24 protein-coding genes and 3 riboswitches are annotated in these 25,268 nt (G+C 67.4%); of the genes, 6 read left to right on the plus strand and 18 right to left on the minus strand.

Annotated elements, in window-relative coordinates; genetic code table 11:
• Positions 1-76: 76 nt before the first annotated feature.
• Entirely contained in the window at positions 77-1,510 is a 1,434-nt protein-coding gene (locus XH96_RS25810) for an NAD-dependent succinate-semialdehyde dehydrogenase (RefSeq protein ID WP_194388238.1), read from the minus strand.
• A 271-nt stretch (positions 1,511-1,781) separates the two neighbouring features.
• Here XH96_RS25810 and XH96_RS25815 point away from each other — a divergent pair, with 271 nt between their 5' ends.
• The 3 genes from XH96_RS25815 to XH96_RS25825 all read left to right on the plus strand — a co-directional run bounded on the left by XH96_RS25815 (position 1,782) and on the right by XH96_RS25825 (position 3,690).
• Positions 1,782-2,606, plus strand: a complete 825-nt coding sequence (locus tag XH96_RS25815; RefSeq protein WP_194388239.1) for a helix-turn-helix domain-containing protein — start codon at positions 1,782-1,784, stop codon at positions 2,604-2,606.
• Between the two features lie 107 nt (positions 2,607-2,713).
• Positions 2,714-2,944, plus strand: a complete 231-nt coding sequence (locus tag XH96_RS25820; protein WP_194388240.1) for a hypothetical protein — start codon at positions 2,714-2,716, stop codon at positions 2,942-2,944.
• On the plus strand, positions 2,941-3,690 hold the full coding sequence (locus XH96_RS25825; RefSeq protein WP_246789750.1) for a siderophore-interacting protein: 750 nt from the start codon (positions 2,941-2,943) through the stop codon (positions 3,688-3,690). The genes XH96_RS25820 and XH96_RS25825 overlap by 4 nt, the downstream gene beginning before the upstream one ends.
• On the opposite strand, the gene XH96_RS25830 is transcribed toward XH96_RS25825, so the two are convergent.
• Positions 3,657-5,105, minus strand: coding sequence for a PepSY domain-containing protein (locus XH96_RS25830; protein ID WP_194388241.1), 1,449 nt, complete (start codon positions 5,103-5,105; stop codon positions 3,657-3,659). The two genes, XH96_RS25825 and XH96_RS25830, sit on opposite strands and share 34 nt — an antisense overlap.
• A 12-nt stretch (positions 5,106-5,117) precedes the next feature.
• On the minus strand, positions 5,118-7,475 hold the full coding sequence (locus XH96_RS25835; RefSeq protein WP_194388242.1) for a TonB-dependent siderophore receptor: 2,358 nt from the start codon (positions 7,473-7,475) through the stop codon (positions 5,118-5,120).
• 116 nt (positions 7,476-7,591) lie between these two features.
• Positions 7,592-7,795: riboswitch (cobalamin riboswitch) on the minus strand.
• Positions 7,796-7,867: 72 nt separating this feature from the next.
• Here XH96_RS25835 and XH96_RS25840 point away from each other — a divergent pair.
• Entirely contained in the window at positions 7,868-8,440 is a 573-nt protein-coding gene (locus XH96_RS25840; protein WP_194388243.1) for a histidine phosphatase family protein, read from the plus strand.
• Positions 8,441-8,446: 6 nt separating this feature from the next.
• On the opposite strand, the gene cobT is transcribed toward XH96_RS25840, so the two are convergent.
• The 8 genes from cobT to cbiE form a co-directional block, all read right to left on the minus strand.
• Positions 8,447-9,499 (minus strand): nicotinate-nucleotide--dimethylbenzimidazole phosphoribosyltransferase, encoded by a 1,053-nt coding sequence (gene cobT, locus XH96_RS25845; RefSeq protein ID WP_194388244.1) that lies wholly within the window; start codon positions 9,497-9,499, stop codon positions 8,447-8,449.
• Positions 9,500-9,509: 10 nt separating this feature from the next.
• Positions 9,510-10,259 (minus strand): precorrin-6A synthase (deacetylating), encoded by a 750-nt coding sequence (gene cobF, locus XH96_RS25850; protein ID WP_194388245.1) that lies wholly within the window; start codon positions 10,257-10,259, stop codon positions 9,510-9,512.
• A 46-nt stretch (positions 10,260-10,305) separates the two neighbouring features.
• Positions 10,306-10,983: an energy-coupling factor ABC transporter permease gene (locus XH96_RS25855; protein ID WP_194388246.1), complete on the minus strand. Its 678-nt coding sequence runs from the start codon at positions 10,981-10,983 to the stop codon at positions 10,306-10,308.
• Positions 10,984-11,019: 36 nt separating this feature from the next.
• Positions 11,020-11,240, minus strand: a riboswitch (cobalamin riboswitch).
• A gap of 45 nt (positions 11,241-11,285) precedes the next feature.
• Positions 11,286-12,017 (minus strand): uroporphyrinogen-III C-methyltransferase, encoded by a 732-nt coding sequence (gene cobA / locus XH96_RS25860; protein WP_194388247.1) that lies wholly within the window; start codon positions 12,015-12,017, stop codon positions 11,286-11,288.
• Positions 12,014-13,324, minus strand: a complete 1,311-nt coding sequence (locus XH96_RS25865) for a cobyrinate a,c-diamide synthase (protein WP_194388248.1) — start codon at positions 13,322-13,324, stop codon at positions 12,014-12,016. The genes cobA and XH96_RS25865 overlap by 4 nt, the downstream gene beginning before the upstream one ends.
• Positions 13,324-14,106, minus strand: coding sequence for a precorrin-4 C(11)-methyltransferase (cobM, locus tag XH96_RS25870; protein ID WP_194388249.1), 783 nt, complete (start codon positions 14,104-14,106; stop codon positions 13,324-13,326). The genes XH96_RS25865 and cobM overlap by 1 nt, the downstream gene beginning before the upstream one ends.
• Positions 14,103-14,471, minus strand: a complete 369-nt coding sequence (locus tag XH96_RS25875; protein ID WP_194388250.1) for a cobalamin biosynthesis protein — start codon at positions 14,469-14,471, stop codon at positions 14,103-14,105. The genes cobM and XH96_RS25875 overlap by 4 nt, the downstream gene beginning before the upstream one ends.
• Positions 14,468-15,649: a precorrin-6y C5,15-methyltransferase (decarboxylating) subunit CbiE gene (gene cbiE / locus XH96_RS25880; RefSeq protein WP_194388251.1), complete on the minus strand. Its 1,182-nt coding sequence runs from the start codon at positions 15,647-15,649 to the stop codon at positions 14,468-14,470. The genes XH96_RS25875 and cbiE overlap by 4 nt, the downstream gene beginning before the upstream one ends.
• Here cbiE and XH96_RS25885 point away from each other — a divergent pair.
• A complete protein-coding gene (locus XH96_RS25885; RefSeq protein ID WP_194388252.1) occupies positions 15,648-16,394 on the plus strand; it encodes a cobalt-precorrin-6A reductase in 747 nt (248 codons plus the stop codon). The two genes, cbiE and XH96_RS25885, sit on opposite strands and share 2 nt — an antisense overlap.
• Here the strand turns inward: XH96_RS25885 and cobJ are convergent.
• From cobJ to XH96_RS25920, 7 genes are read right to left on the minus strand one after another with little or no spacing between them, the layout of a single operon-like run.
• The gene (gene cobJ / locus XH96_RS25890; RefSeq protein ID WP_194388253.1) at positions 16,370-17,104 is read right to left on the minus strand and encodes a precorrin-3B C(17)-methyltransferase; all 735 of its coding nucleotides are present in this window, start codon (positions 17,102-17,104) and stop codon (positions 16,370-16,372) included. The two genes, XH96_RS25885 and cobJ, sit on opposite strands and share 25 nt — an antisense overlap.
• Positions 17,101-17,832 (minus strand): precorrin-2 C(20)-methyltransferase, encoded by a 732-nt coding sequence (locus XH96_RS25895; RefSeq protein WP_194388254.1) that lies wholly within the window; start codon positions 17,830-17,832, stop codon positions 17,101-17,103. The genes cobJ and XH96_RS25895 overlap by 4 nt, the downstream gene beginning before the upstream one ends.
• A 2-nt stretch (positions 17,833-17,834) precedes the next feature.
• Entirely contained in the window at positions 17,835-18,464 is a 630-nt protein-coding gene (locus XH96_RS25900) for a precorrin-8X methylmutase (RefSeq protein WP_194388255.1), read from the minus strand.
• Positions 18,464-19,627, minus strand: coding sequence for a precorrin-3B synthase (cobG, locus tag XH96_RS25905; protein WP_194388256.1), 1,164 nt, complete (start codon positions 19,625-19,627; stop codon positions 18,464-18,466). The genes XH96_RS25900 and cobG overlap by 1 nt, the downstream gene beginning before the upstream one ends.
• A complete protein-coding gene (gene cobN / locus XH96_RS25910) occupies positions 19,624-22,872 on the minus strand; it encodes a cobaltochelatase subunit CobN (protein WP_194388257.1) in 3,249 nt (1,082 codons plus the stop codon). Before cobN ends, cobG begins: the two co-directional genes overlap by 4 nt.
• The gene (cobW, locus tag XH96_RS25915; protein ID WP_194388258.1) at positions 22,872-23,906 is read right to left on the minus strand and encodes a cobalamin biosynthesis protein CobW; all 1,035 of its coding nucleotides are present in this window, start codon (positions 23,904-23,906) and stop codon (positions 22,872-22,874) included. Before cobW ends, cobN begins: the two co-directional genes overlap by 1 nt.
• Complete coding sequence (locus XH96_RS25920) at positions 23,903-24,277, minus strand: DUF1636 domain-containing protein (RefSeq protein WP_131870075.1); 375 nt, start codon at positions 24,275-24,277, stop codon at positions 23,903-23,905. Before XH96_RS25920 ends, cobW begins: the two co-directional genes overlap by 4 nt.
• Before the next feature lie 93 nt (positions 24,278-24,370).
• Positions 24,371-24,591, minus strand: a riboswitch (cobalamin riboswitch).
• 39 nt (positions 24,592-24,630) lie between these two features.
• Between XH96_RS25920 and cobO the strand changes: the two genes are divergently transcribed.
• A complete protein-coding gene (gene cobO / locus XH96_RS25925) occupies positions 24,631-25,266 on the plus strand; it encodes a cob(I)yrinic acid a,c-diamide adenosyltransferase (RefSeq protein WP_194388259.1) in 636 nt (211 codons plus the stop codon).
• Positions 25,267-25,268 lie beyond the last annotated feature (2 nt).

The raw sequence follows: 25,268 nt of genomic DNA on the forward strand, positions 1-25,268 counted from the left end.
CTCGCCTGCCGGGCAACGCAGGTTCTGTCCGCTGTCATTCCGGGGGCGCGCCCCGGAATGACGGCGCGACTTTTCCTTACGCGCTCGCCTGGGTCACGAACTTCGTGTTGAGATAGCCCTCGATCGCCTCGAGGCCGCCTTCGGAGCCGTAGCCGGAATCCTTGATGCCGCCGAACGGCACTTCGGGCAGCGCGAGGCCGTGATGGTTGATCGAGACCATGCCGCTCTCGATGTCGGCACCGATGGCCTGCATCGTCTTGGTCGAGGTGGTGTAGGCATACGCCGCCAGGCCATATGGCAGACGGTTCGCCTCGGCCACCACCTCGTCATAGCTGCGGAACGAGGTGATCGGCGCCACCGGGCCGAACGGCTCCTCGTTCATGATGCGTGCATCGCGCGGCACGTCGGTGAGCACCGTCGGCTCGAAGAAGAAGCCTTCATTGCCGATGCGCTTGCCGCCGGCCTTGACCTTGGCGCCGCGCTGGACCGCGTCGGAGACGAGGCCCTCCATGGCGTCGACGCGGCGCGGATTCGCCAGCGGTCCCATGCGCGTGTCCTTGTCGAGGCCATTGCCGACCTTGAGGCTCTTGGCCGCCGCCACGAACTTGTCGACGAAGGGCTCGTAGACGCTCTCATGCACCAGGAAGCGCGTCGGCGAGACGCAGACCTGGCCGGCATTGCGGAACTTGTTGGCCGACAGGATTTTGGCGGCGTTGTCGAGGTCCGCATCCGCGAACACGATCGCCGGCGCATGGCCGCCGAGCTCCATGGTGACGCGCTTCATGTGCAAGCCCGCGAGCGCGGCCAGATGCTTGCCGACGGCGGTCGAGCCGGTGAAGCTGATCTTGCGGATGATCGGATGCGGAATGAGATACTCCGACACCTCCGCCGGCACACCGAACACCAGCTGCACGACGCCGGCCGGAATGCCCGCATCCACATAGGCCCGCACCAGCTCCATGCAGCTCGCAGGCGTCTCTTCCGGTCCCTTGACGATGATCGAGCAGCCGGCGGCCAGCGCGGCCGAGATCTTGCGCACCGCCTGGTTGATCGGGAAATTCCAGGGCGTGAACGCCGCGACCGGGCCGACCGGCTCCTTGGTCACGAGCTGGGTGACGTTGCCCATCCGCGGCGGCACGATGCGGCCATAGGCACGGCGCGCCTCTTCCGCGAACCAGTCGATGAGGTCGCCGGCCAGCATGGTCTCGCCCTGCGCTTCCACCACCGGCTTGCCCTGCTCCATGGTCATCACGGGCGCGATCTCGGCCGCGCGCGAGCGGATGATGTCGGCGGCCTTGCGCATCAGCTTGTAGCGGTCGAACGGCGAGGTCTTGCGCCAGATCTCGAAGCCCGCCTTGGCGGCCTCCAGCGCGCGATCGAGGTCTGCGCGCGAGGCATGCGGGGTCTTGCCGATCGGCTGGCCGGTGGCGGGATTGAGGATGTCCTCCGACTTGCCGGACGAACCATCGGTCCACTCACCGGCGATGAACATCTGAACTTTCGGGTACATCCGTGCTGCCTCCTGCATGATTTCGGCGGCGGCATTGGCGTCCACCACCTCGCGACTGGGCGCAGAGCTACACCGAAAGGCGGCCGGCGGAAAGGGACCAATGATGCCCTCGCAAGGCATCGCTGATCCCCTCAGCTGCCATGATCACGGAGGCGGACGGGAATGGCCCGTTAGAACCAATCGAGACTGGCGCCTTCCGCATTGAAAATCGGCGGCTCGGTCTCGATATTGCCGGAGCCAGCCAGTCATCATCGGTTCGACCATCGCTGCCATGCCCTTCTTCCGGCTCAACGAAAACGATCTTCGTCCCGATGATGCGGTCGATTTCGATCCGGAGGACGTCCCGCGCGCCATCGCCGCCTTCGGCGGCGAGATGGTCACCAAGGGCACGGAGCTGGCCATGCACACCCATTGCAAGGATGAACTCGTCCTGACCTTGCGAGGCATCGTCCGCTGTGAGGCCGGGTCGGGCGTCTGGATCGTGCCGCCGCGCTGTGGACTGTGGATTCCCCGAAATGTCCCCCACAGCGTCAGCGTCGCCGGAAACGTCGAAGTGTATTGCCTGTTCGTCGAACCGGGTGCGGTGCCAAGGCCGCCCCGGCAATGCTGCACGCTATCGATCTCGCCGCTGCTGGAACGTCTGCTGGTGCACGTCACCCGGATGCCGGCCCTGTATGATCCCGACGGCCCCGACGGGCGGATCGCAACTGTCCTGCTCGACCAGCTGGCGCTGGCGCCCACCGAAGGGCTGAGCTTCCCGATGCCGGCCGATGCCCGGCTGCGCAGGATCGCGAGCGCCATGATCGCCGATCCCTCCGACCGCGCGACGATCGACGAGTGGGCCAGCCGCATGGCCATCGCTCCGAGGACCCTGACCCGCATCCTGCAACGCGAGACCGGCATGAGCTTCGGCCGCTGGCGCCAGCAACTCCACATCCTGATTGCGCTTCAGCGCCTCGACCAGGGCGCGTCGGTGCAGGCTGTGGCGCTCGATCTCGGCTATGAGGGCACGAGCGCCTTCGTCACCATGTTCCGCAAAGCCCTGGGCAAGCCGCCCGCGCGATACCTCGCCGAGCGCGGCGTCGTCACGCACTGACCGAAAATCGCAATCGATTGTCACGTTCGCGGAATGCGGCCGGCAGACCGATTCCGTATTCAGGCTCCGAGGTCCGTCCGCGGGCGCATCTCCCGGAGCCGAGAAACATGGAATCCCTCAGCCAAGGCCTTGTCGCCGACGTTCTCCTTCGTCTTCATCGGGAAGCGGAGGCGGTCGATGCGCCACTGATGCAAGCCATGGGCGAAACAACCGATCAGCAGGGTGCCATCAGCCACTTCATCGAATCCGAGACCAGGGATCTCGCTTGGGTCTATCGCGGGCTCGCGGACAATTTTCTGAATGTCTCCCCCGAAGAAATGATTGGAGCCACGCTTTGAACGAGCCCGACCAACCCCGGATGTCCGAGCCATCAAAGCCGCCGCAGGGACGGGTCACGCGCATGTTGCTGCAATGGCTGATGCGCCCCGCGCGCATCGCCGGGATCGAGGTGCTCTCGCCCCGCTTTCGGTCGATCGCGCTCGAGGGCGACGCCCTCAAGGGCCTCGCTTGGACCGTGGGTCAGAAGATCCAGATCGCGATGGGATCCGGCCTGAGCGCGCGAACCTACACGCCGATGTCGTGGGACGCGGAGAACGGACGCACGACATTGCTGGCTTTCGCGCACGGCAGCGGTCCTGGCAGCCGATGGGCAAGCAGTTTACAGGAAGGCGACATATGCTGGCTCTTCGGCCCGCGCCGCTCACTCGAACCTTCCGCGGGAGAACCGCCCATAGTTGTGTTCGGCGATGAAACCTCATTCGGCCTTGCTTCGGCACTCCAGGAGAGCCGACAGGCGGGCGGCACAATCCACGTGTTCGAAGTTTCGGATGCCGCAGAAGCAGGTCCGGTTCTGGCGGCGATCGGTCTCGGCAGTGCGACACTGATCACGCGCAGCGCCGAGGATGCCCATCTCGCAGCCGTCGAGGCCGAACTGCTGCGCTTTTCCGCAAGCGCGCATTTCGTCCTGACCGGCAAGGCGTCGTCGATCCAGCGCATCAGCCGGGCCCTGAAAGCGGCCGGCGTCGCAACATCGCGGATGAGGACCAAGGCCTACTGGGCGCCGGGCAAGACAGGATTGGATTGACGCAAACGCCGCCAGCCGATGACGATGCCCGTGATCGAGAATGCCAGCCCGAGCGCGCAGAGGCCAACGATCAAGACGTCACGCAGACGCGGGTGTGCCATGAGAGCGGGAAAGTCCAGCGTATGCAACGCGCTGTAGGCCCAGCGATAGGCGCGCCGCGACGCATCCAGCCGTTGCAGCACGCGGCCTTCCGCGCCATCGATGTCGAACCAGAGCTCGCCACAGCGCAATCGGTAGACAGGTGAACCCGGGACAGCTGATCGCACGCTGTAAAAATCGTCATCGGCGACGACGGACGGTGCGTCGCAGCGCGGGGCGAGGCGCGCCGTCAATGCCGACAGTTCGCGCGCGCTGAGAAGCGCCGTCGGCTGATCGTGCGGCAGATCCCCTGCCCTGATCAATCTCTGACCGCCAAGCGCGACCCGGTCGCGCCGATAGACAGTGCCGTTGAAGCCGAACCATTCGACCTCGCGGGCCGAGGAGAATATTGACTGGCTATCGAGCGATGCGGCCTCCCTCCAATCCGGCGCACCGTTGATCACGCCGGCCTCGGCCGGGGTCAACTGCCCGCGCGAAAACAGCCGCCCGTGATCCATCGAGAGCCAGCCGCTGAAGATCCAGCTCAGCACGAAGAGCATCGCCGCGAGGCCAATGAGGTGGTGCAAGGCATGCCAGCTACGATAGGGGGAGGAGATCAGACGTCCTCGAATCTTCACCCGCGCGATCCCGAGCACCGCACCAAGCAATGCTGCGATCAATGCGAGCAGCGACAAGGTCCAGACCACCCCATCCCACAGCGCCCAGTTGCTGCGCAGAACCGTGGGATAGATCCAGTGCAGAACACTGCCGGCCCAATTCCAGGCGCGCTCGCTGCGCGTCGTGTCAAGCACCACCTCGCCGGTCGATGACGAGACATAGATCTCCGTCCCGGCGGCATCGCCGAGGGCAGCGCGGAACAACGGCCGGTGGCGATCGAATCCATTCGGTACACTCCATTGATCGTAGTCGGAATGCCCGGCGATCGTGGCGTGTGCTGCGTCGAGCCCGCGCTGACGGGCGTGAGCTCGCACGATGGCGAGCGCGGCATCGGCGGAGATCACCGATGCATCCTGCCCGTCGGAGGCGCGCACCGCTCTGGAACGCGTCGGTCCCGACGCGATGTAGACCGGTCCGTCGCTCCGCTGGATCAGCCGCACGCGCGTGGCATCCGCGATCCCGCTCGCGGCCACGGCGTCTCCGACCGAAATCCTGATCTTGCCGGGATCCACCGGCGCGAGCCCGGCAAACCGCTCCGCTTCCGTCAGCGACGGAAACGGAACGAAGTGCATCACGATCCCGGTCGCGAACCACATCGCAAACAGAAGGCAGAACGCGATCCCGAGCCAGCGGTGCGAGAGGACGATCGCGCCCATCATGCGTTCAGCGTCCTACCATTTGAACGCGGCCGAGATCTCGTAGGTGCGCGGCGCGCCCAGCAGGATCTGGTCGGGGTAGAACGGATCGCCCCAAATCGCATAGCGCTTGTCGGTGATGTTGCGGATGCGGAAGGTCAGGCGGGCCCGGTCCACCGCATTGAACACCGTCTTGGGAATGTCGACGAAGGCATAGACGTCGGCCACCGTGTACGCCTTCATCGTCACGACGTTGGCATCGGTGTTGTAGCGGTCGCCGACATGGCGGCCGGTGATGCCGAGTTCCACCGGCCAGGGCGTGAAAAACCGATACGACGCGCCGGCATTGGCCACGATTCGCGGCACGTTCGGCGGCGTGTTGCCGGAGAACGAGCCGCCGACGAAATCGTAGTCGGCATAGCGCGCGTCGACATAGGCGATGTTGCCCCACAGCCGAAGCGGCTCGATCGGCCGCACCGCCGCAGCGAGCTCGACGCCCCTGGACTCCTGCCGTCCGGCGATGTTGAGCTGCATGCCGCCGGCCGCCGCATAGACGTTCTTGCGCAGGATGTCGTAGGCCGAGAACGACCATTCCGCCCTGTTGTCCCAGAACAGATGCTTGACGCCGGTCTCGTAGGTGCGCGCAGTCGTGAGATCGAGCCGCTGTGTGGGCGAGAGCAGGAAGATGTTGTTGGCCGCGACGTCGGCGCCGGTGGCGTACTGACTGAAGAAGGTCAGGCCGGGAACGGCCTCCCAGGTGTAGCCGATACGGCCCGTCACCGGCGCCCAGTCTTTCGTGAACGGGAAGCCTGCCTTCTCCTGCCCGCTCACGTTGGTCGAATTGCGGTCGAGCCCGATATGCTCGACGCGGAGGCCGCCGACCAGCGCGAAGCTGCGCGTGAGCTTCAGCCTGTCCTCGAACGAGAGCGCTTCGTTGTCGATGCGCGCGGTCTGCTGCTGGGTCGTGAGCAGGCCGTAGTAGCCGCGATTGGGATCGACCAGCGAAACGGAATCGCCGGGAAAATTTGCCGCGCCCGGCCTGACGAAATCGAGATAGCTCGACGACAAGGTCGTGACCAGCCGGTTGTCGAAGCCTGCGATGTTCGCGTCCCAGGTCAAATCGGTGATGTTGCCGACCAGGCGCTGGCTGTGCGCGACATAGAAGCGCTCGCGATCGACCAGGTTCGTGGTGGAGTTGAACGCCTCGATCTCGTTGTTGAACCAGCTCCGTTCTGCACCATAGCCATAGGCCTGGCTCTTCAATGTCAGGTCAGGAGCGAGCTTCAGCTCAAAGCCGCCGCGCAGCCAGACCTCCTGCGCCACGTTGCGGTTGTCGAGGACGTTGTAATTGGTGTTGAAGGTGCGGTCGTCGATGGTGACCGCGCCAAGATTGGTCTTGTTGTAGTTCGAGACGTAGTTGCCGGAGACGATCCCCGTCGTTGCATGCGAGCCGCTGAAAGCGACCGGCACCAGCGGCGCGCCCCAATAGGCCTTGGAGCGATCCTCGCGGTACTCGAGCGCGCCCCAGATCTTGAGACTATCGGAGATGCGGTAGTCGAGCTGGCCGGACGTGCCGAACGTCTTGACGTTGGTGTCGTCGGCAAAGCCGTTGAGCGTGGAACGACTGATGTCGAAGCGATAGTCCAGCCCTTGCACATTGGTGCTCCCGCCCGAACCGTAATGCGCGCGGAATGAGTTGAGCGAGTCCCAGGAGAACTCGGCTTCGTTCCGGATCGGTCCGGTGTGCGGCTGCTTGGTGACGAAGTTGATGGTGCCGCCGGCGGCACCCTCACCTGACATCAGCGAGGCCGGCCCCTTCAGGAACTCCACGGCCTGCAGATTGGCGGTGTCGGTGATCCGCGAGGTCATGTTCTGCGGGCCGATCTTGATGCCGTTGTAGAGCGTATTGATCTGGCTGTTGGTGAAGCCACGCATGGAAAACGCCGCGGGCTCGGCCGGATTGTCGCCGGAGGTGACGCCGACGGCACCCTGCGCCACCTCTGAGACCGTTCGATAGCCCTGCTCGCGCATGGTCTGGGCGGAGATCACCTCGACCGTCGCGGGCGTTTCGCGCACCGTCAGGCCGAGCCGCGAGGCGCTTTCGGCCACGACATTGCTGTTGAGCGGCGTCTGCGCTGGCGCGTTTGGCGCGCTGGGCTTGGGCGGAGCCGATGCGGTCGCTGGCCGGCGTGCAGCTGCACGGCGCGCGCGCTGCGCGTCACGGTTGGCCGGCTTGGCCTGCCTGCCGGCTTCAGCAGGCGAGACCTCGACCGGCGGCAGGGGTTCGCGGACCTGCTGCGCCAAGGCGGCAGTCCTGTCGGCGATGACAAACGACGTGAATGCAGCGGAGGCGAGCAGGAAACGGCTCGGCCGTAAGATACAGATGGAAGACACGATACGAAACCTCGGTATGACGTCAGTGGCACGTCACAGCGAACGAGGTTTCATCTGTTGGCCTTTCAGGCCGTCCGATGAAGCCGAATGTCTGTACTCCCCGACCGACATCTTCGCGTGTGACCACGGCTGACGGCAGGTCTCCTGGCTCGCGGGTCGTGACCGCTTCGTCGCCTTCCCGGGACCGAGGACCCAGTGGCTTGTGACGAAGGATTCACCGCTTACAGTTGCGGGGGCAGCCGCGGCATTGGGGACAAGTTTCCCCGCACCGCATTCCCTTTTCATTCCCTCTCGGGGAAACCGTCGCAATCATCTAGGATTACCATCATGACAGAGTCAATGCGCCAGTTGCGGCGTTGTGGCCACAGCGACCAACTTCCCTGGAGATGAGCATGGAAGGCGAGACCTTCCTCTGGCTGATACGGCATGCGGCCGTCGCGGGCGTGGCGGGGACGATCCATGCGGCGGATGCGCGGGCGGATCTCGGCGATCACGCAGCGCTGGTGGCTCTGCGGCAGCATTTGCCGCCGGATGCCACCAGCTATGCCAGCCCGTCGCGGCGCACGGTCGAGACCGCGCGCGCACTGGGGTGCGAACCGGAATTGGTCGGCGAATTCCGCGAGCAGGATTTCGGCGACTGGACCGGCCGCCGGCATGACGAGCTCGCCGCGACCGGTGGCGAGACTTACGCGCAGTTCTGGCACGATCCGGCGCACGGACGGCCGCCGAACGGCGAAAGCTTTGCGGATCAGGTCGCCCGTGTCCGGCTGGGTCTGTCGCGGATCGGAGCCGGATCGGCTGCGCTCGTCGTGCATTCCGGCACCATCCGCGCCGCACTCTGCATCGCACTGGACCTGACGCCGCAGGCCGCCTTGCGCTTCGTGATCGATCCGCTGTCGCTGACCCGGATCGACCGGCTCGCGGCGGGCTGGCGCGTCGTCTCCGTCAACCAGCGCGTGGCTTGAGCCGCATCAGGCCCGGCGATCCGGCACATTGGCCTGCGCGAACGTCGCCATGCCGTTGTGAAGCGCGCAGGCCGCGCGGACCAGCGGCAGCGCGATGGCCGCCCCGGATCCCTCGCCGAGCCTGAGATCGAGGCTGATCAGCGGCTGAACGTTCAGCGCGCGCAGCACCAGCCGATGCCCCTGCTCCGCCGATTGATGCGAGGCGAGCTGGAACGGCTGGCAGGACGGATTGAGACGCGCCGCCGCCAGCGCCGCGACGGACACGATGAAGCCGTCGATCAACACCGGAATGCGGGCTTGCGCGGCCGCAATGATCGCGCCTGAGATCGCCGCGATCTCGAGGCCGCCGACGGCGCACAGGATCTGCTCGACCGACGCTCCGGCGACACCGTGGCGTGCGATCGCCGCATCGATCACCCGTGCCTTGTGCGCGCGGCCGGCCGCATCGACGCCGGTGCCGCCGCCCGCGATCTCCCCGGCACTCACACCAAGCAGGCTCGCCGCGATCGCCGCTGAGGTCGTGGTGTTGCCGATGCCCATCTCGCCGAGGATGAGGAGATCCGGCCGACCGGCCCCGGCGCGCAGCACCGCACGCCGGCCGGCCTCGAAGGCAAAGGCGAGGTCCGCGGGCGTGAGCGCAGCTTCGACGCTGAAGTCGCGCGTGCCGCTGCGCGGCTTATCGGTGACGATTCCCGCCATCTGCTCCCGGGCCAGCGTGCCGGCGTCGACCACCTCCAGGCTCGAACCCAGTTCACGCGCCAGCACCGAGATCGCCGCGCCGCCGGAGGCAAAATTCGCCATCATCGCGATCGTCACGGCTTGCGGATAGGCCGACACGCCCTGCGCGACGATGCCGTGATCGCCGGCGAAGATGATGATCGGCACCCGCGAGGCGCGCGGCTCTTCGGTCGCCTGCAAGCCCGCAAGCTCGATCGCGAGCTGCTCGAGCCGGCCGAGCGCGCCGGTCGGCTTTGTCAGTTGCGCCTGCCGCGCAATGGCCGCCTCGCGATGGACCGCGGAGACCTCGGGGCAGTTCCGGTAAACCCATTCGGGAAGCATGCTGCCTCGCTTACGCCCTGCGCTTGAGAATATAGCTGTCCATGATCCAGCCGTGCCGCTCGCGCGCTTCCTGTCGCGCTGTCACGATGTGCGGACCGATCTCGGCGAGCGCGCCGGACATGATGATCTGGTCGGGCATGCCGAGATAGGCGCCCCACCAGATATGCAAACGCTCTGGATCGAGCGACTGGAACGCCGTGCCGCCGTCGAGCATCACCACCACGGTATCGACACCTTGCGGCCAGCCGCCTTCACGCAAGCGCCGCCCCGTCGTGACCAGGAAAGGTTCGCCGATATCGTTGAGCGGCAGCGCATGCGCCGCGCACAGCGCCTGGATCGATGTGATGCCGGGCACGACTTCGATCTTCGGCAACGGATTCAGCCGGCGTGCAATGCGTAGCGAGGAATCGTAGAGCGACGGATCGCCCCAGATCAGCAGCGCAACCTTGCCGTCACCTTCGAGATGCCTCGCGATCGTCTGCGACCAGGATGCGGCAACCGCATCGTGCCAATCGTCCACGCCCTTGCGGTAATCGGCTTCACCGGTGTCGCGCACAGGAAGATCGAATTCGGCGATGGCTGTCGTATCGCTGGTGAGCACGTCCGCGCAGATCGTTCGCCTGAGATCGGCGAGATCGGACTTCGCAGCCCCCTTGCGCGGGATCAGGACGAGGTCGGCCGCATTGATGGCACCGATCGCGGCGCGCGTGAGCTGCTCGGGATCGCCGCAACCGATGCCTATCAGGGAGAGCGTGAGCATCGCGAGCGCGACGGGCGGCCGCAGCGGCCGCCCGTTCGCTTGTCTCTCAGGCGCCGTTGTGCAGGCGCGGAGTGACGAGGCCGGGCGCGGTGACGCCGCGCAGCGACTTCGCCAGCGCCAGCACCGCGAGGTCTGCCAGCGGCTCGATCACGATGACCAGCGCGTAGGAGGCCGCGAAGGTCGCGATGTTGGCGAGGTTGCTCATGGCAAAACCGGAGCCGTAGAGCGCCCAGAACGCCACCCAGGCGACAACACCCGCTTGATAAGTCGTCGACAGCGCCAGCGCCTGACCGTACTTCAGATCGACATAGGCGGTGTTGCGCGAAATGATGCGCGTGGCGATGGCCTGGATCGCGAACAGCGGCACCAGCAGCGTGGTGACGTTCATGCCATATTGCGGCAGGTCAGCGGGCTCGAACAACAGACCCTGGAGCAGCAGGCCAAATGCGAGGCCGAAGGCGGCGGGCGCAGCACCAAAGAGCAGGAACAAGGTCGAGCCGAGGATGAAGTGCACTTCGGAGACGCCGACCGGGAAGTGCGGCAGGACCTGGAAGAAGGTGAAGACGAGGCCCGTGGTGGCGAGCGTGCGCGTGGCGAACGAGCCGACGCCCTGCGCGCGGACGGTTTCGGCCGTAAGCTTCAGCGCAACGCCGCCTGCGGCGATGCCGGTTGCGTAACTCAGTACGAGCTTGGCGCCCGTGACGATTCCCGGTTCGATATGCATGGCTCAATTCCTTCCTGCCGTCACACCCGACGGCCTTGGTCTCAAAACGTGCAGGGCCGGTCTCCTGGCTCGCGGTTCACTGGGGTTCTCCGGCCTTCCCGAACCTTTCGGCCCAGTGGCTGATAGGAGCCCCTCACCGCTTACAGTCGCGGGGGCGGCTGGGGTTTTGGGCGCCGCAACTTGGTCCGCCCACCCCCATTCCCGATTATGCTCCGGCGCTTTGCGCCGCGACGAGCACCATGCCTCTCCTGTGTGCGCCTTTCGCGAGCCGGGCGTCAAGAGGCGAAGGGCGACCGCCGCCGTCATGACGGATAATCCCCTGCCAGTGCGCCGAACAGGATCACGGCCGCCGTGGACGCGGCGCCGCCCCGCGCAAGCTGCTCGGCGAGCTCGGCAATGGTGGTGCGGACGAGCCGCTCGTCGGGACGACCGAGGGATTCGGCAAACAGTGCGGGCGTGTTCGGAGCGAGGCCGTGTGCGATCAATTTTGCGGCAAGCGTCGGAAAGGTGCGCCGGCCCATATAGACCACGGTCGTGGCCTCGGGATCGGCCAGCGCCGCCCAGTTCAGGTTGGACGGCAGCTCGCCGCTGACATCGGCACCCGTGATGAACTGCACCCGGCGGGAGGTATGCCGACGGGTCAGGGGAATGCCGGCCTGGGCGGCGGCGACGCAGGCGGATGTGACGCCGGGAACGATCTCGTAGCCGATGCCGGCCTCGCGCAGCGTCTCCAGCTCCTCCTCGAGCCGGCCGAAAATGCCGGCATCGCCGGACTTGAGCCGCACCACGCGCGCGCCTGTCGCGGCATAGTCGACCAGGAGACGGTTGACGTGGTGCTGCTTGGTCGAGGGCCGCCCCGCCCGTTTTCCCACCGCGACGAGATTGGCGCCGGGCCGGGCCAGATCCAGGATCGCGCCGGAGGCGAGGTCGTCATAGAGCACGACGTCGGCCTCGCGCAGCCGCGCGGCGCCCTTCACGGTGAGGAGCTCGGGATCACCGGGGCCGGCGGAGATGAATGACACGAATCCTCTCACCGGTCCTCCGCGATCAGATGAAAGAACGTACCGGTGGCGTGGCCGCGCCGCGAGCCGGTCTCGGCCACGACGGCGCCCGTCGCATCGTGCACGACCGCCAGCGGCGCATCCGGCTGCGCGACGATGGTCGAATAGTGGAACTCGTGGCCGCGCAGGCGTGCGCCGGGCTGATGCCCCGGCATCGGCGCAGCCAGCTCGGCAAGGCGATAGCCCAGATGCATGCGGCGCTTTGCAAAGCTGGTCTCGAGGCCAAGCAGCCCCGTCATCTCATGGCTGACTCCGTCGGCATCGGTGAGGCCCGTGCCCAGAACCATATAGCCTCCGCACTCGCCGTGCACCGGCCGTGTCTCGGCGAAGGCGCGCAGGCCGCTTCGAAAGCGCGCATTGGCCGCGATCCTGCCGGCGTGCAGTTCAGGATAGCCGCCAGGAAGCCAGCAGACGTCGGCGCTCGCGTCAGGCACTTCATCGGCAAGCGGCGAGAATGTCGAGATCTCGGCGCCCGCCGCGCGCCAGGCCTCCAGCATATGCGGATAGACGAAGGAGAAAGCCGCATCGCGGGCGAGCGCAATGCGTTGCCCGGGTGGCGCCACGTTGAGACCGTTCGCGGCAGGCTGCGGCGACCAGCGAGCCGCCGATCGCAACACGGCATCGAGATCGACATGCTCGGCGACGAAGCGCGCGGCCTCGTCGATCAGCTTGCCGATCTCGGCCCGCTCCTCGGCCTGCACCAGGCCGAGATGCCGCTTCGGCAGGCTGATCTCGGCATGACGCGGCAGCGCGCCGAACACCGCGATGCCGATGTCGTCGAGCGCACGCCGCACCAGGTCTTCGTGGCGCGGGCTGGCGACGCGGTTGAGCACGACGCCGGCAAGTCGCACGCCGGGGCGGTAGTCGCGAAGGCCCGCGGCGATCGCAGCCGCCGTCTGCGCTTGTCCGGATGGATCGATCACCAAAACCACCGGCCAGCCCAGCATCTCCGCAATGTCGGCGGTGGCACCGGTGCCGGAGACGCCGCGCGCGGCGACACCGTCGAACAGGCCCATCGAGCCCTCGGCGAGCACGACGTCGGCGTCGGCAGCGCGGCTGACGAGATGCGCGATGGTGCCGCGATCCATCGCCCAGCTGTCGACGTTGACGGAGGCGCGGCCCGTTGCGGCGGCGTGGAACGCGGGATCGATGTAATCCGGCCCGCTCTTGAAGCACTGCACGTTCAATCCGCGATTGCGCCAGGCGCGGGCGAGCGCCAGCGTCAGCGTGGTCTTGCCGACGCCGGAGGCCGGCGCGGAGATGACGAGCGCTGCGGCCATCACGATGCCTCCGGAAAACGCGGCTCGGCGCCGACCGGCCGATAGCGGCGGTCGTAGTCGGCGGCATAGAGACGGCTCTCGTCGAAATCCGCTGCGCCAAGCGTCCTGCCGACCAGGATCAGCGCGGTGCGCTCCATCTCGCCGCCCACAGCCGTATCGAGCGTGCCCAGTGTCGCACGGACGATGCGCTGGTCCGGCCAGCTCGCGCGCCAGACGATTGCGACCAGGCAGTCCGCGCCGTAATGCGGCATCAGCTCGGCCACGACCTTGTCGAGCAAGTGGATTGACAGATGGATCGCGAGCACCGCGCCGGTCGCGGCGAATGCGGCGAGCTTCTCGCCTTCGGGCATTGCGCTGGCCCGCCCCGGCGTGCGCGTCAGCACGACCGTCTGGGCAAGACCCGGCAGCGTCAGTTCGGCTCCCAGCGCAGCGGCAGCAGCTGAGAAGGCCGGCACGCCCGGCGTGACCGAACAGGGAATGCCGAGCGCGCGCAGGCGGCGGAGCTGCTCGCCCATCGCCGACCAGATCGAGAGGTCGCCGGAATGCAGCCGCGCGACATCCTTTCCTTCCGCATGCGCGGCGGCGATCTCCGCGATGATCTCGTCGAGCGACAGCGGCGCGGTGTTGACGACGCGTGCACCCGGTGGGCAATGCGCCAGCACGCCCTCCGGCACCAGCGAGCCAGCATAGAGACAGACCGGACAGGCCGCGATCAGATCGCGGCCGCGCAGCGTCAGCAAATCGGGCGCGCCCGGGCCGGCGCCAATGAAATGGACCGTCATGCGCCGTCTCCTTCTGCGATCGCGGCGGTCGCGGTGCGATCCCGCGAGACAACGCGTGTCGCAATCAGCCGCGCGCGGGGACCGGCGGCTGCGAGCGCGGCTGCTTCGGCGAGCGATCCCGTCCCGAGCTTTTCCAGGACGCGTTTTGACTGCGTCGGCGTGTCGATGCCGGCCAGCCTGTCGGCCGGAACGGCCTTGATCGGTAGGCCGCATTCGCGCGCGAGCTGCTTCAGCGCCTCCGCGTCGGCCTTGTCGCTGACGGTCGCAAATGCCGCAAGACCTTCGGGGCCGCCAGCCGTCACGAGCGCCTCGCGCAGCGAGGCGAGCGTCACATCGCTCTTGAATCCCAGACCGGCGACTTTCATCGGACCGCACTCCATTGCACCACCGGCCGCGTCGCCTCCCAGGAGCGGTAGCGACCGAGGGGAGCCGCATGCGCGATTTCGAGCCGCATCAGCTCGCCGCCATGGCGCTGATGGAGTTCGCCGAGCAGCGCTTCCGTCTCCAGTGTGACCGAGTGTGCAACCAGCCGCGCACCTATAGAGAGCCGCGACCAGATGGCATCGAACATCATGCCATCAAGGCCGCCGCCGATGAAGACGGCATCCGGTGGATCCAGCGCAGCAAGGGCTTCGGGCGCCTTCCCCGAAACGATGCTGATCCGATGCGCCAATCCAAACGCGGCTGCATTGCTGCGAATGTTCGCGGCGCGATCTTCGCGCAGCTCGATGGCCGTGGCCGTCCCACCGCACAGCCCCCACTCCACTGAGATCGAACCCGAACCGGCGCCGACGTCCCACAGCCGTTCGCCGGGCCGCGGCGCCAGCGCCGAGAGGGCGAGCGCGCGCAGCGGCCGCTTGGTGATCTGGCCGTCATGGACGAAGAGATCGTCCGACAATCCCGAACTGCGGGGAATGCCCTGGCCTCCCTTCGCCTCGACGGCGACGGTGACGAGGTTTCCAGCGAGATCACCGGCAAGACTATCGGCGCGATATTCTCTGATGCTTTCGCGCGGGCCACCGAGGGCGGCGAGTATCCAGAAGGCCGAGGCGCCCCACCCGTGCTCGCTCAACCACCTTGCAAGATCGTCAGCCGCTTTCCCATCGCGCACGAGGCAGATGATGCGCACCCCTCGCGCCAGATGCGGACCGAGACGCTCGAACGGTGCGGCGTGAAGCCCGAGGCAGACGGTAGATTCGAGGCGCCAGCCCAGCCGCGCCGCCGCGAGCGAGAATGTCGACGGCGCTGGGTGCGCGATCCACTCGCCGCCATCAAGCATCTCGGCGAGGCTCGCGCCGGCGCCATGCCAGAACGGATCGCCGGAAGCGAGCACCGCCGTCGGCCGGCCACGGCAGCTCAGCACGATCCTTGCGTCGAACGGCACCGGCCACGGGCGGCCGCGGCTGCCAACCTCCGCAAGCGCGAGATGGCGCTCACCGCCGAACACGGTTTCAGCCTTGGCAAGCGCCTTTCGGCTTGCCTCGGACAGCCCGGCAAGGCCATCTTCGCCGATACCGATGATGGTCAGCCAGGGATCAGACATGACGCGCGCCCTCATTCTGGGCGGAACGGCCGATGCGAGCCTGCTCGCAGCGGAGATCGCGCGTGCCGGCATCGGCGCCGTCTATTCCTATGGCGGCCGCACCCGCGCGCCGGCCGACCAGCCGCTGCCGACCCGCATCGGCGGTTTCGGCGGCGTGAGCGGGCTGGCCGATTACATTCGCCGCGAAAGTATCACCCATGTGATCGACGCAACGCATCCCTTCGCAGCCGAGATGAGCCGGAACGCGGTCGAGGCGTGTGCGGAAACCGGCGCGCCGTTGATCGCACTGGAACGCGCGCCCTGGACGAGAGCGCCCGGCGATAACTGGATCGAAACGCGCGATGTCAACGCGGCCGTCGCCGCGCTGCCTGACGTGCCGACAAACGTGTTCGTCGCCATCGGCCGCCAGCACATCGCGCCGTTCGCGAGCAAGCCACAGCACACCTATACGCTGCGCTTCGTCGATCCGCCCGAAGCGCCCCTGCCCTTCGCCGCCGATGTGATCGTGTCGCGTGGACCGTTCACGCTTCCAAGCGAACTGGAGATGCTGCGCACGCGCGGCATCGCCTGGATCGTCGCCCGCAATTCCGGCGGTGACGGCGCGCGCGCCAAGATCGACGCGGCCCGCATGCTCGGCCTGCCCGTGGTCATGATCTCGCGACCGCAACTGCCCGAGCGGCCGCGGGTCGAGAGCGTGGCCGAGATCATGCAGTGGCTCGGTCATTCTACCCGCCTCGGCGCATAGACCCAGTGGCCGACGCGGCGCGTCTGCGAATTGCCGACGATCACGAGCGTGCGCATGTCGGCCATTTCAGGCGTCGCCTCGTTCAGCGTCACGGTCTCGATCTTCTCGTCAGCCGTGCTGATCGCGCGCGCGAAGATCACGAGGCGCCCGCCGCAGCCTGCCTCACGAAGCACCGCAAGCGCGCGGCCAAATCCTTCCGGCCTGCTCGCCGAGCGCGGATTGTACATCGCAATGGCAAAATCCGCTTCCGCCGCGAGGCGGAGGCGTTTCTCGATCACCGCCCACGGCTTGAGATTGTCGGAGAGATTGATCGCGCAGAAATCGTGGCCGAGGGGCGCGCCGGCACGCGCGGCCGCCGCAAGCATCGCGGTGATACCAGGCAGCACGCGGATCGACAGCGCCTGCCATTGCGGCGCCCGTTCGAGCGCCTCGAACACAGCCGAGGCCATCGCGAACACGCCGGGATCGCCGGAGGAGACGACGACGACCTGCCCGCCTTCGGCCGCCAACCGCAAGGCTTCGCTCGCGCGCTGCAACTCTTCGCGGTTGTCCGACGGGTGCAGCCTGAGCCCAGGTCGCGGCGGCACCCGCGCGACATAGGGCGCATAGCCCAGAATGTCGGTCGCGGCTGCAAGTGCCGCCGAAACTTCCGGCGTCACCAGCGCCTCGCTGCCCGGCCCGAGGCCCGCGATGGTCAGCGTGCCCGTCATTCGGCAGGGTCCAGATGCCGGCCCTTGCCGTGCACCAGCACGATCGCGAAATAGGGGCAATCGGCGGCATCGATCTCGGCGAGCCGCACCACGCGTTCGTCCGGCATGGTGCCGCGCTCGACCAGCCAGGCGTCGTCGAGACGGCCGGCGGCTGCGAGCGCGCGGCGCACCTTTGCGAGATTGCGGCCGGTCTTCATGACGACGAGCGCATCGGAATCGCGCATGCGCCGTTCGAGCTCGTCCTCGGGGAGCGTGCCCATCAGCACCGTCGTCACGTCGTCGCCGAGCGCGATCGGCTGACCGACGCCGTTCCAGCACCCGACCATCCCGGGAATGCCGGCGATCACCTCGATCGCGACGCGGCCCTGCAGGCGCGTGTGCAGATGCATGAAGGAGCCGTAGAAGTAGGGATCGCCTTCGCAGAGCACGACGACATCAACCGCGCGCGCCAGCCGCGCCAGGCGCTCCGCCCATTCGTCGTAGAAGCCGGCGAGCAGTTGCACGTAGTCGGGACTGTCGAAGGCGATCTCGGTCGTAACCGGATATTCCATCGGGTATTCGGTGACGCCGGCAGCGAGCATGCCCTCGACGATGCGGCGCGCCTGGCCCGGCCTGCCCTTCTTGCGGAAATAGGCGACGTGGCTAGCGCCGCGAACCGTGCGATCGGCGCGCACGCTCATCAGATCGGGATCGCCGGGGCCGAGACCGCAACAGATGATGCGTCCCATGGCTATTCGCTCCGGCTCGCCAGCGCGTTGACGGCAGCAACCGTGATCGCGGAGCCCCCTAAGCGACCCTCGACCGTCAATGCCGGCACCGGCGGATCGGCCATCAGCGCGGCCTTGGACTCGGCCGCGCCGACGAAGCCAACGGGACAGCCGATGATCGCTGCAGGCCGCGGGCAATCGCGGTCCTCCAGCATGTTGAGCAGATGAAACAGCGCGGTCGGCGCGTTGCCGATCGCGACGATGGCGCCTTCCAGATGCGGCCGCCACAGTTCCAGCGCCGCGGCCGAGCGCGTGTTGCGCATGGATTGCGCGAGCGCAGGAACGGTGGAGTCTCCGAGCGTGCAGATGACGGCATTGGCCGCGGGAAGCCTTGCGCGCGTGATGCCTTCCGAGACCATGCGCGCATCGCACAGGATCGGCGCGCCCTTCCGCAAGGCCGCGCGCGCGAGCGTCGCCATGCCTGACGTGAAGCGAACATGCGCCTCCAGGCCGACCATGCCGGCGGCGTGGATCATGCGCACCACCACCGGCTCTTCATCGGGCGTGAAGCGCGCAAGATCCGCCTCGGCCCGAATGGTCGCAAAGGATTGCCGGTAGATCGCCGCGCCGTCGGTCTCGTAGGTGTGCGGCATCAGTGTCCTCCGACCAGGATGGAGGGATCGCTGACGATGTCGGCGCCGCTCAGCCCGCGCAGGACGGGCTCGTCGCGGGTCGAGCCGTCGCGGACGAGATCGAAACCGGCATGCGTCGCAACCAGCGTGACCGCAGCCGTGCCGGAATGGGCGCAGCCCTTGCCGCAGCCGGAGACGTGGAGCCGCACATCGGCGGCAATGCGCGGCGCCAGCGCTGCTGCGAGTGCGCGCGTATCGGCATGGGCTTCCCGGCAGCGCGGCGCGCCGCTGCAGGCGATCACGCGCAGCGCCGGGTCGTACGGCTCGGTGATGAGGCCCGCCCCGCCCGGCATCTCGCGCTTGCCCTCGCTGAGCACCATCCGCCAGGGCGTCATACGCAGCGCATGTCCGCAACCGGAGAACTGATGGAGCGTGGCGGACAGCATCTGCCCGAACGCGACGCCGACCATCGCGCCTTGCGGATAGTGCCCGGGCCGCGCCGCGGCCATGACGGGCGCCGGCTCGGTCTCGCCGCGCAGCGATTGAGGCAACGCCGCACCGGACGCGATGTGGGCCGCCATACGCCCTCGCCCGTCCCTCGCGCCGCCGGAGACGATGAACCAGCTTGCGAGCGCCAGCGCCGTGCTCACGGCCTGTCCGCGTGCGACGGAGCGGCCGAGTCTTGCGCCATCGGCCCGCACCAGGAGACGACCCAAGCGATCGCGCTCGATGCGGATGTCGGCGGAATCGCCAGCCAGGACGCGCGACCTTCCGTCGTCGATGGCGAAGCCGAACTTGGTGGGAAGCGCAAGGCCGGAATCGGCGAGCGCCTCCTCGAGCTCCGCGGCGAGCGACTGCGTTTCGTCGCCGTTACTCCAGAACGGCGTCACCAGGATGTTGCGCCGCGCTTCGATGTCAGCGTCGGGGTCGAGCAACTGGAGCCGCGCAAGGCCGTCGAGCAACGGCCAATGGCTCTCTTCCTTGACGCCCCTGATCTGGAGATTGGCCCGGCGTGTGACGTCGATCAGACCATTGCCGAAGCGTTCGGCCAGTTCGGCAAGCCCGGAGATCTGTGGTGCTTCAAGTCGCCCGCCAAACGGACGCACGCGCACCACGAACCCGTCGCCCGACAGCATCGGGCGCAGCGCGCCGGGACACCAGCCCTTGACTGCGGCCGCGCTCATGAGGCCTCCCGTAGCGCCGCCGCGATCGAATTGCGACGGGTTCGCCAGAGTGAGGCGTCGTGCAGGCGTGTGAAGCAGGTCTCCATCGCGGCGAGCGCGGACGGATTTTCGCGGGCCATGAAGGCCCGGACGTCGTCATTGCCGAGCGTGGCATCGTAATAGAGGTCGAACAGATGCGGCGGCACGGCGCCCGCGAGATGCGCGAAGGCGGCCATGTGCTCCAGCGTCGCGGTGATCTCGGCGGCGCCGCGAAAGCCATGCCGCATCATGCCGGCGATCCAGGCCGGATTGGCCGCGCGCGCCCGGACGACACGAGAAATCTCCTCCGTCAACGTGCGCGCGCGAAGTTGCTCGGGGCGTGTCGCGTCGAGGTGATAGAGGGACGGCGCGCCTGCACCAAGGTGCGCCGCAGCCGCAGCGACGCCGGCTTCATGCGCTGCATAGTCTGCCGCGAGCAGCAGATCGGTTTCCGGTAGGTCCTGCACATGGACGAAGGCATCGGCAGACGCGAGCCGTTGTTCGATGCCGGCGCGATCTGGCTGCATCGCACCATCTGCCGAGAAGGCCCAGGACGATGCGGATAGCCAGGCCTCGCCCGCCGCATCGCGTGTCTCAGCCGTGAAGGCATCCGGGATAGCGGACAATCCGACGCCGTAATGTCCTGGGCGCGGCGCGAAGACGCGCGAGGTACGGTGACGATACGGATTCTCCTCGCCCTCCTCCGCGCGGCCCGCGAGCGCCTCGGCCGCAGCTTCGAACAATTGCGCAAGTCCAGAAAAGACGTCGCGAAACAGGCCCGACACGCGCAGCGTGACGTCGATGCGCGGACGGCCGAGCTCCGCCGGCGCGACGATGTCGTAGCCGATGACGCGGCCGGAGGCGTGATCCCAGCGCGGTGCAAGGCCGGCCAGGTGCAGCGCCATGGCGAACTCCTCGCCCGCCGTGCGCATCGTCGCCGAGCCCCAGAGATCGACGATGAGGCCCTTCGGCCAGTCGCCATGGTCCTGCAAGTGACGGCGGAGCAGTTCTTCGGCGAGCTTGATGCCTTGCGCATGCGCCGACGGCGTCGGCACCGCGCGCGGGTCGACGGCGAAGAGATTGCGCCCGGTCGGCAGCACGTCCTGGCGTCCACGATAAGGCGAGCCCGATGGGCCCGGCGCAACGCGCCGGCCTGCCAGCGCGGCAAGCAGCGCGTCCCGCTCCGTTTCACCGCAGGTGCCGCGGCCGAACACATGGAGGCCGTCGCCGAACTGACTCTCCTTGAGATCGCAGACGAAGCGATCGATCCGCGGGATCGCTTCGGCCGGCGCGGCCGATGCGTCGAGGCCGAGATCCTCTTCGAGGCCGGCGGCGCGGGCCTCGTCGCGGATCGCCGCGATGAGGCGCTGGCGGCGGGCGGGATCAAGCCCGTCGGCGGTCGAATATTCGTCGAGCAGCCGCTCGAGCCGGCGCAGGCCTTCCGGCACCGCGGATTGTTCCAGCGGGGGCGGCAGGTGTCCGATCGTGACCGCGCCGATACGCCGCTTGGCCTGCGCGGCCTCGCCGGGATCGTTGACGATGAAGGGATAGATGACGGGAAGATCGCCGATCAACGCTTCGGGCCAGCACGCTTGCGATAGCGCCACGGATTTCCCGGGCAGCCACTCCAGCGTGCCGTGCGCACCCATGTGCAGGACGGCGTCACAGCCCTGCTGCCTGAGCCAGAGATAGAAGGCGACGTAGGCATGGCGCGGCGTGCGGGCGAGATCGTGATAGTCGGCATCGCGCGAGGCCGCTTCGCCGCGTTCCGGCTGAATCGCGACAATCGACCGACCACATTCGATCGCCGCGAAATGGAACGCGCCGTCGCGGCAGCTCGGATCGTCTTCCGGCGCGCCCCAGGCCTGCGTGAGATCGTCCTGCAAGGTTTGCGGCAGGCGCGACAGCGCCGCGCGATAATCGGCGACATTCCAGATCAATTGCTGCTTCAGCAGCGTCTCGCCGAGCGCATGAACCGGAGCGACAGCGTATCCGGCCTCCGCGAGATCGGACAACAACGCCTCGACCGAAGCGAGCGCATCGAGACCAACCGCATGCGCGATCTGGTGCGGACGGCCGGGATATTTCGACAGCACGATCGCCAGCCGCTTCTCGCCGGCCGGCGTCTCGGCAAGGCGCCGCCAGGCCGCGACGCGCGCGGCGACGGCCTTCACGCGCTCCGCATCGGGCGTGTGCGCCAGATGCGAGAATTGCAGATCCGGATCGCGCATCGCGGCCGATTTGAAACTCACCACGCCCGCGAACAGGCGGCCGTCGACCTCGGGCAGCACCACATGCATGGCGAGATCGCCAGGCGACAGGCCGCGCAGCGACTCCGTCCAGTCCTCGCGCCGCGCCGTGGACAGCGCGACCTGAAACACGGGGCACGTCGCGGCATCGAACGGTGTCGTGCCGTCATCGCCGATCGCGGAGAACGCCGTTGCATTGACGATCGCGGCTGGAGGATTCTGCGCAAGATGCGCGCGGAGCCAATCCGCGACGCCGGGGGCCTTCAGCGAGCCGACGAATACGCCATACGCATCAAAGCCGCGCTCGCGCAGCGCCGCAATCAGGGCATCGACCGGTCCCGTGTCCGCAGCAGTGAGATAGGAGCGATAAAAGGTCACCAGCGCGCGCGGCTTGCCCTCGCCACCCACCGGCGCCGCAATGACACCACGCGCGGGATCATAAAAGCCCATCTCGGGCACGGTCATCTCGCCGACGACCGGTCCCGCGTAAAGCCCCGAGGCCAGCGCGAGCTGCGCGATCGCGGCCTGCGCGGCGACCGGACCGCCGGTGTCGCAAAGCACCTTGAGCCGCCGCAGCGTCGAGACCGGCAAGGTCGAGTACGCATCGAGCCGCGTGTCGTCGCGGCCGTCGGCCGGCAGCACCGCCAGCACGATGTTGCGGTCCCTCGCAAGCTGCTGCAGGGCCGTAAGCCCGTAGGGCCAGTAGGACTCGCCGCCGATCAGTCGCACCAGAATGCCGCGCGCCTGCGACAGCGTGCGCTCGATATAGGTGTCGACCGACAGCGGATGCCGGAGCTCGGCGAGATTGGCGAGCCGCAGCGACGGCAGGCTGTTCCGGCCACGCCGCCACCCGGCCGCGAACGCCGCAAGATCGGAATCCGAATACGAGAGCACCACGAGATCGGCCGGGTCCTGGCCGATGTCCCTTGGCGTCGCGGTCTCCTCGAGACCACGGCTCTCGCGGAAAACGACGTGCATCAGAGACCTAGTCCCGCCTTGATTGCCGTCTCGTCGATATCGCCGTGCTCGCCGATCACGACGAGCTTCGACTGCCTGATACCCACGCCCCAGGGCCTGTCGAACTGGTGGCGCACGCGCTCGCCGACCGCCTGAAGCAGCAACCGCATCGGCTTGCCCGCGACCGCGATATAGCCCTTGGCGCGCAGCACGTTCTGCTCGCGCGCCAGGCGCTGGACGGAAGCGACCAGCGCATCGACATCAGACACTTCCGGAAGATCGATCACGACGGAGGCGAAATCGTCGTGCTCGTGCTCCTCCTCGCCGTCATGATGCGACGGACGCGCGGCGAGATCGTTCTCTGCGGCAGCGCCAAGGCCGAGAATGACGCGCGCATCGATCGCACCGTCGGTGACGGAAAGCATCGGCACGCGGCGCGGCATCTCGGCGGTGATCGCCGCCCTGGCGGCTTCGATTCCCGCCGCGCCGGCGAGATCCGCCTTGGTCAGCAGCACGATATCGGCGCAGGCGATCTGGTCCTCGAACACTTCCGACAGCGGCGTCTCGTGATCGAGATTTTCGTCCGCCGCGCGCTGCGCTTCGACCGCAATCGGGTCCGGCGCGAAGCGGCCCGCCGCGACGGCCTCGGCATCGGCCAGCGCGATCACGCCGTCCACCGTGATGCGCGAACGGATCTCCGGCCAATCGAACGCCTTCAGCAGCGGCTTCGGCAATGCCAAGCCCGAGGTCTCGATCAGGATGTGATCGGGCCGCACCGGGCGCGCCAGCAATTTCTCCATCGTCGGAATGAAATCGTCGGCGACGGTGCAGCAGATGCAGCCGTTGGCGAGCTCGATGATGTTCTCCTCCGGGCAATTGGCGTCGGCGCAGGATTTCAGGATTTCGCCGTCGACGCCCTCGCTGCCGAACTCGTTGACGAGCACTGCCAGCTTCTTGCCATTCGCATTGGCGAGCAGATGCTGGATCAGCGTGGTCTTGCCGGAACCGAGAAACCCCGTGACAACAGTGACGGGGATTTTGGCGAGCGAGTTCATTCGGCGGCCTCCGGCACGACGGCAATGGGGGGAATGCGGGCAAGCGACTGCTTGCGGAATATTTCCGGCCTGCTGCGCCACGGCACGAGCCCGTCGGGCGCAGCCGCATAGGCCGCCGCGCCTGCGACTACGTCCTGCGCATTCGTCTCCGACAGGCGGCCATAGACATAGGACCAGCGGCCGGGCGCGCTGAGCGCGACCGAGCAGCCCTGGCTGCAGGCCGACAGGCATTCGACGGGAACCACAGTGACGCCGTCGGGGACGCCGGCGTCGAGGATCGCGCCATGCAGGCGCTTGCCGGGCGTCGTCTCGCCCTCGCCAAGCGTCTGGCCGGCGCGGCAGGTGATGCAGACGTGAAGTGTGACGGTCATCGCCTCTTCCAGGATAAAACAGCGGGAGGCGAGAGGCACACGGACCCTGACTCAAGAGGCCGTTTCCCCGTCGCGGAACACCCCGTCCGCCGGTCCAAAACTCTTCGCGCTGGCAGGTCTCCCGGCTTGCGGAGCAGGGCTTTGCCCTTCGATCCCCGCCTTCCCGATTCCCGCGGGAATCAGTGGCTTCGGGCATCTCTCCGGTCACGGTCGCGGGGGCGGCTGCATTTTGGACCCAAATCTTGCCGATTCGGACCCTATCGCATTCCCTCTTCGCCTGTCATAGGACAGGAACCAACGCCGGGCCACCATTTGCCCGTGGCTGCCACTTGTCAAGCCGAAGGACTGGTACGATGACGCCTGAACCGGACACCAGAACGGGCGAGGAAACCGACGCCCGGCACGCCCAGAAGATGGCGAAGAAGAAAGCCGCCCGCGACAAGATCATGGCGACCAAGAGCGGCGAAAAGGGCCTGATCATCGTCCACACCGGCAGCGGCAAGGGCAAATCCTCCTCGGCCTTCGGCATGATCGTCCGCTGCGTCGCCCATGGCTTCCCTTGCGCGGTCGTGCAATTCATCAAGGGCGCCTGGGACACGGGCGAGCGGCGGCTGCTCACCGGCCATTTCGGCGATCTCTGCCAGTTCCACGCCATGGGCGAAGGCTTCACCTGGGAGACGCAGGACCGCGCCCGCGACATTGCCGCCGCGCGCGCCGGCTGGGAGAAGGCGAAGGAATTGATCCTTGACGAGCGGCTGCGGATGGTCGTGCTCGACGAGATCAACATCGCGCTGCGCTACGACTATCTCGACATCGCGGAGGTGGTCGAGTTCCTGACCACGCAGAAGCCCCCGATGACACATGTTGTGCTCACCGGACGCAACGCCAAGGACGAGCTGATCGAGATCGCCGACCTCGTCACCGAGATGACGCTGGTCAAGCATCCATTCCGCTCCGGCATCAAGGCACAGGCCGGCGTCGAGTTCTGAGA

The sequence above is a fragment of the Bradyrhizobium sp. CCBAU 51765 genome, from assembly GCF_015291725.1.
GTDB classification, from domain to species: domain Bacteria; phylum Pseudomonadota; class Alphaproteobacteria; order Rhizobiales; family Xanthobacteraceae; genus Bradyrhizobium; species Bradyrhizobium liaoningense.

Coding starts and splice junctions, on each gene's coding strand:
- cobW (WP_194388258.1), bottom strand. CDS start 23,906: ATGAACTCGCTCGCCAAAATCCCCGTCACTGTTGTCACGGGGTTTCTC.
- XH96_RS25830 (WP_194388241.1), bottom strand. CDS start 5,105: ATGATGGGCGCGATCGTCCTCTCGCACCGCTGGCTCGGGATCGCGTTC.
- XH96_RS25820 (WP_194388240.1), top strand. CDS start 2,714: ATGGAATCCCTCAGCCAAGGCCTTGTCGCCGACGTTCTCCTTCGTCTT.
- cobT (WP_194388244.1), bottom strand. CDS start 9,499: ATGCTTCCCGAATGGGTTTACCGGAACTGCCCCGAGGTCTCCGCGGTC.
- XH96_RS25895 (WP_194388254.1), bottom strand. CDS start 17,832: ATGGGACGCATCATCTGTTGCGGTCTCGGCCCCGGCGATCCCGATCTG.
- XH96_RS25920 (WP_131870075.1), bottom strand. CDS start 24,277: ATGACCGTCACACTTCACGTCTGCATCACCTGCCGCGCCGGCCAGACG.
- cobM (WP_194388249.1), bottom strand. CDS start 14,106: ATGACGGTCCATTTCATTGGCGCCGGCCCGGGCGCGCCCGATTTGCTG.
- cobN (WP_194388257.1), bottom strand. CDS start 22,872: ATGCACGTCGTTTTCCGCGAGAGCCGTGGTCTCGAGGAGACCGCGACG.
- XH96_RS25865 (WP_194388248.1), bottom strand. CDS start 13,324: ATGGCCGCAGCGCTCGTCATCTCCGCGCCGGCCTCCGGCGTCGGCAAG.
- cobF (WP_194388245.1), bottom strand. CDS start 10,259: ATGCTCACGCTCTCCCTGATAGGCATCGGTTGCGGCGATCCCGAGCAG.
- cobJ (WP_194388253.1), bottom strand. CDS start 17,104: ATGACGGGCACGCTGACCATCGCGGGCCTCGGGCCGGGCAGCGAGGCG.
- XH96_RS25810 (WP_194388238.1), bottom strand. CDS start 1,510: ATGTACCCGAAAGTTCAGATGTTCATCGCCGGTGAGTGGACCGATGGT.
- cobO (WP_194388259.1), top strand. CDS start 24,631: ATGACGCCTGAACCGGACACCAGAACGGGCGAGGAAACCGACGCCCGG.
- XH96_RS25900 (WP_194388255.1), bottom strand. CDS start 18,464: ATGCCGCACACCTACGAGACCGACGGCGCGGCGATCTACCGGCAATCC.
- XH96_RS25815 (WP_194388239.1), top strand. CDS start 1,782: ATGCCCTTCTTCCGGCTCAACGAAAACGATCTTCGTCCCGATGATGCG.
- XH96_RS25840 (WP_194388243.1), top strand. CDS start 7,868: ATGGAAGGCGAGACCTTCCTCTGGCTGATACGGCATGCGGCCGTCGCG.
- cbiE (WP_194388251.1), bottom strand. CDS start 15,649: ATGTCTGATCCCTGGCTGACCATCATCGGTATCGGCGAAGATGGCCTT.
- XH96_RS25885 (WP_194388252.1), top strand. CDS start 15,648: ATGACGCGCGCCCTCATTCTGGGCGGAACGGCCGATGCGAGCCTGCTC.
- XH96_RS25855 (WP_194388246.1), bottom strand. CDS start 10,983: ATGCATATCGAACCGGGAATCGTCACGGGCGCCAAGCTCGTACTGAGT.
- XH96_RS25875 (WP_194388250.1), bottom strand. CDS start 14,471: ATGAAAGTCGCCGGTCTGGGATTCAAGAGCGATGTGACGCTCGCCTCG.
- cobG (WP_194388256.1), bottom strand. CDS start 19,627: ATGAGCGCGGCCGCAGTCAAGGGCTGGTGTCCCGGCGCGCTGCGCCCG.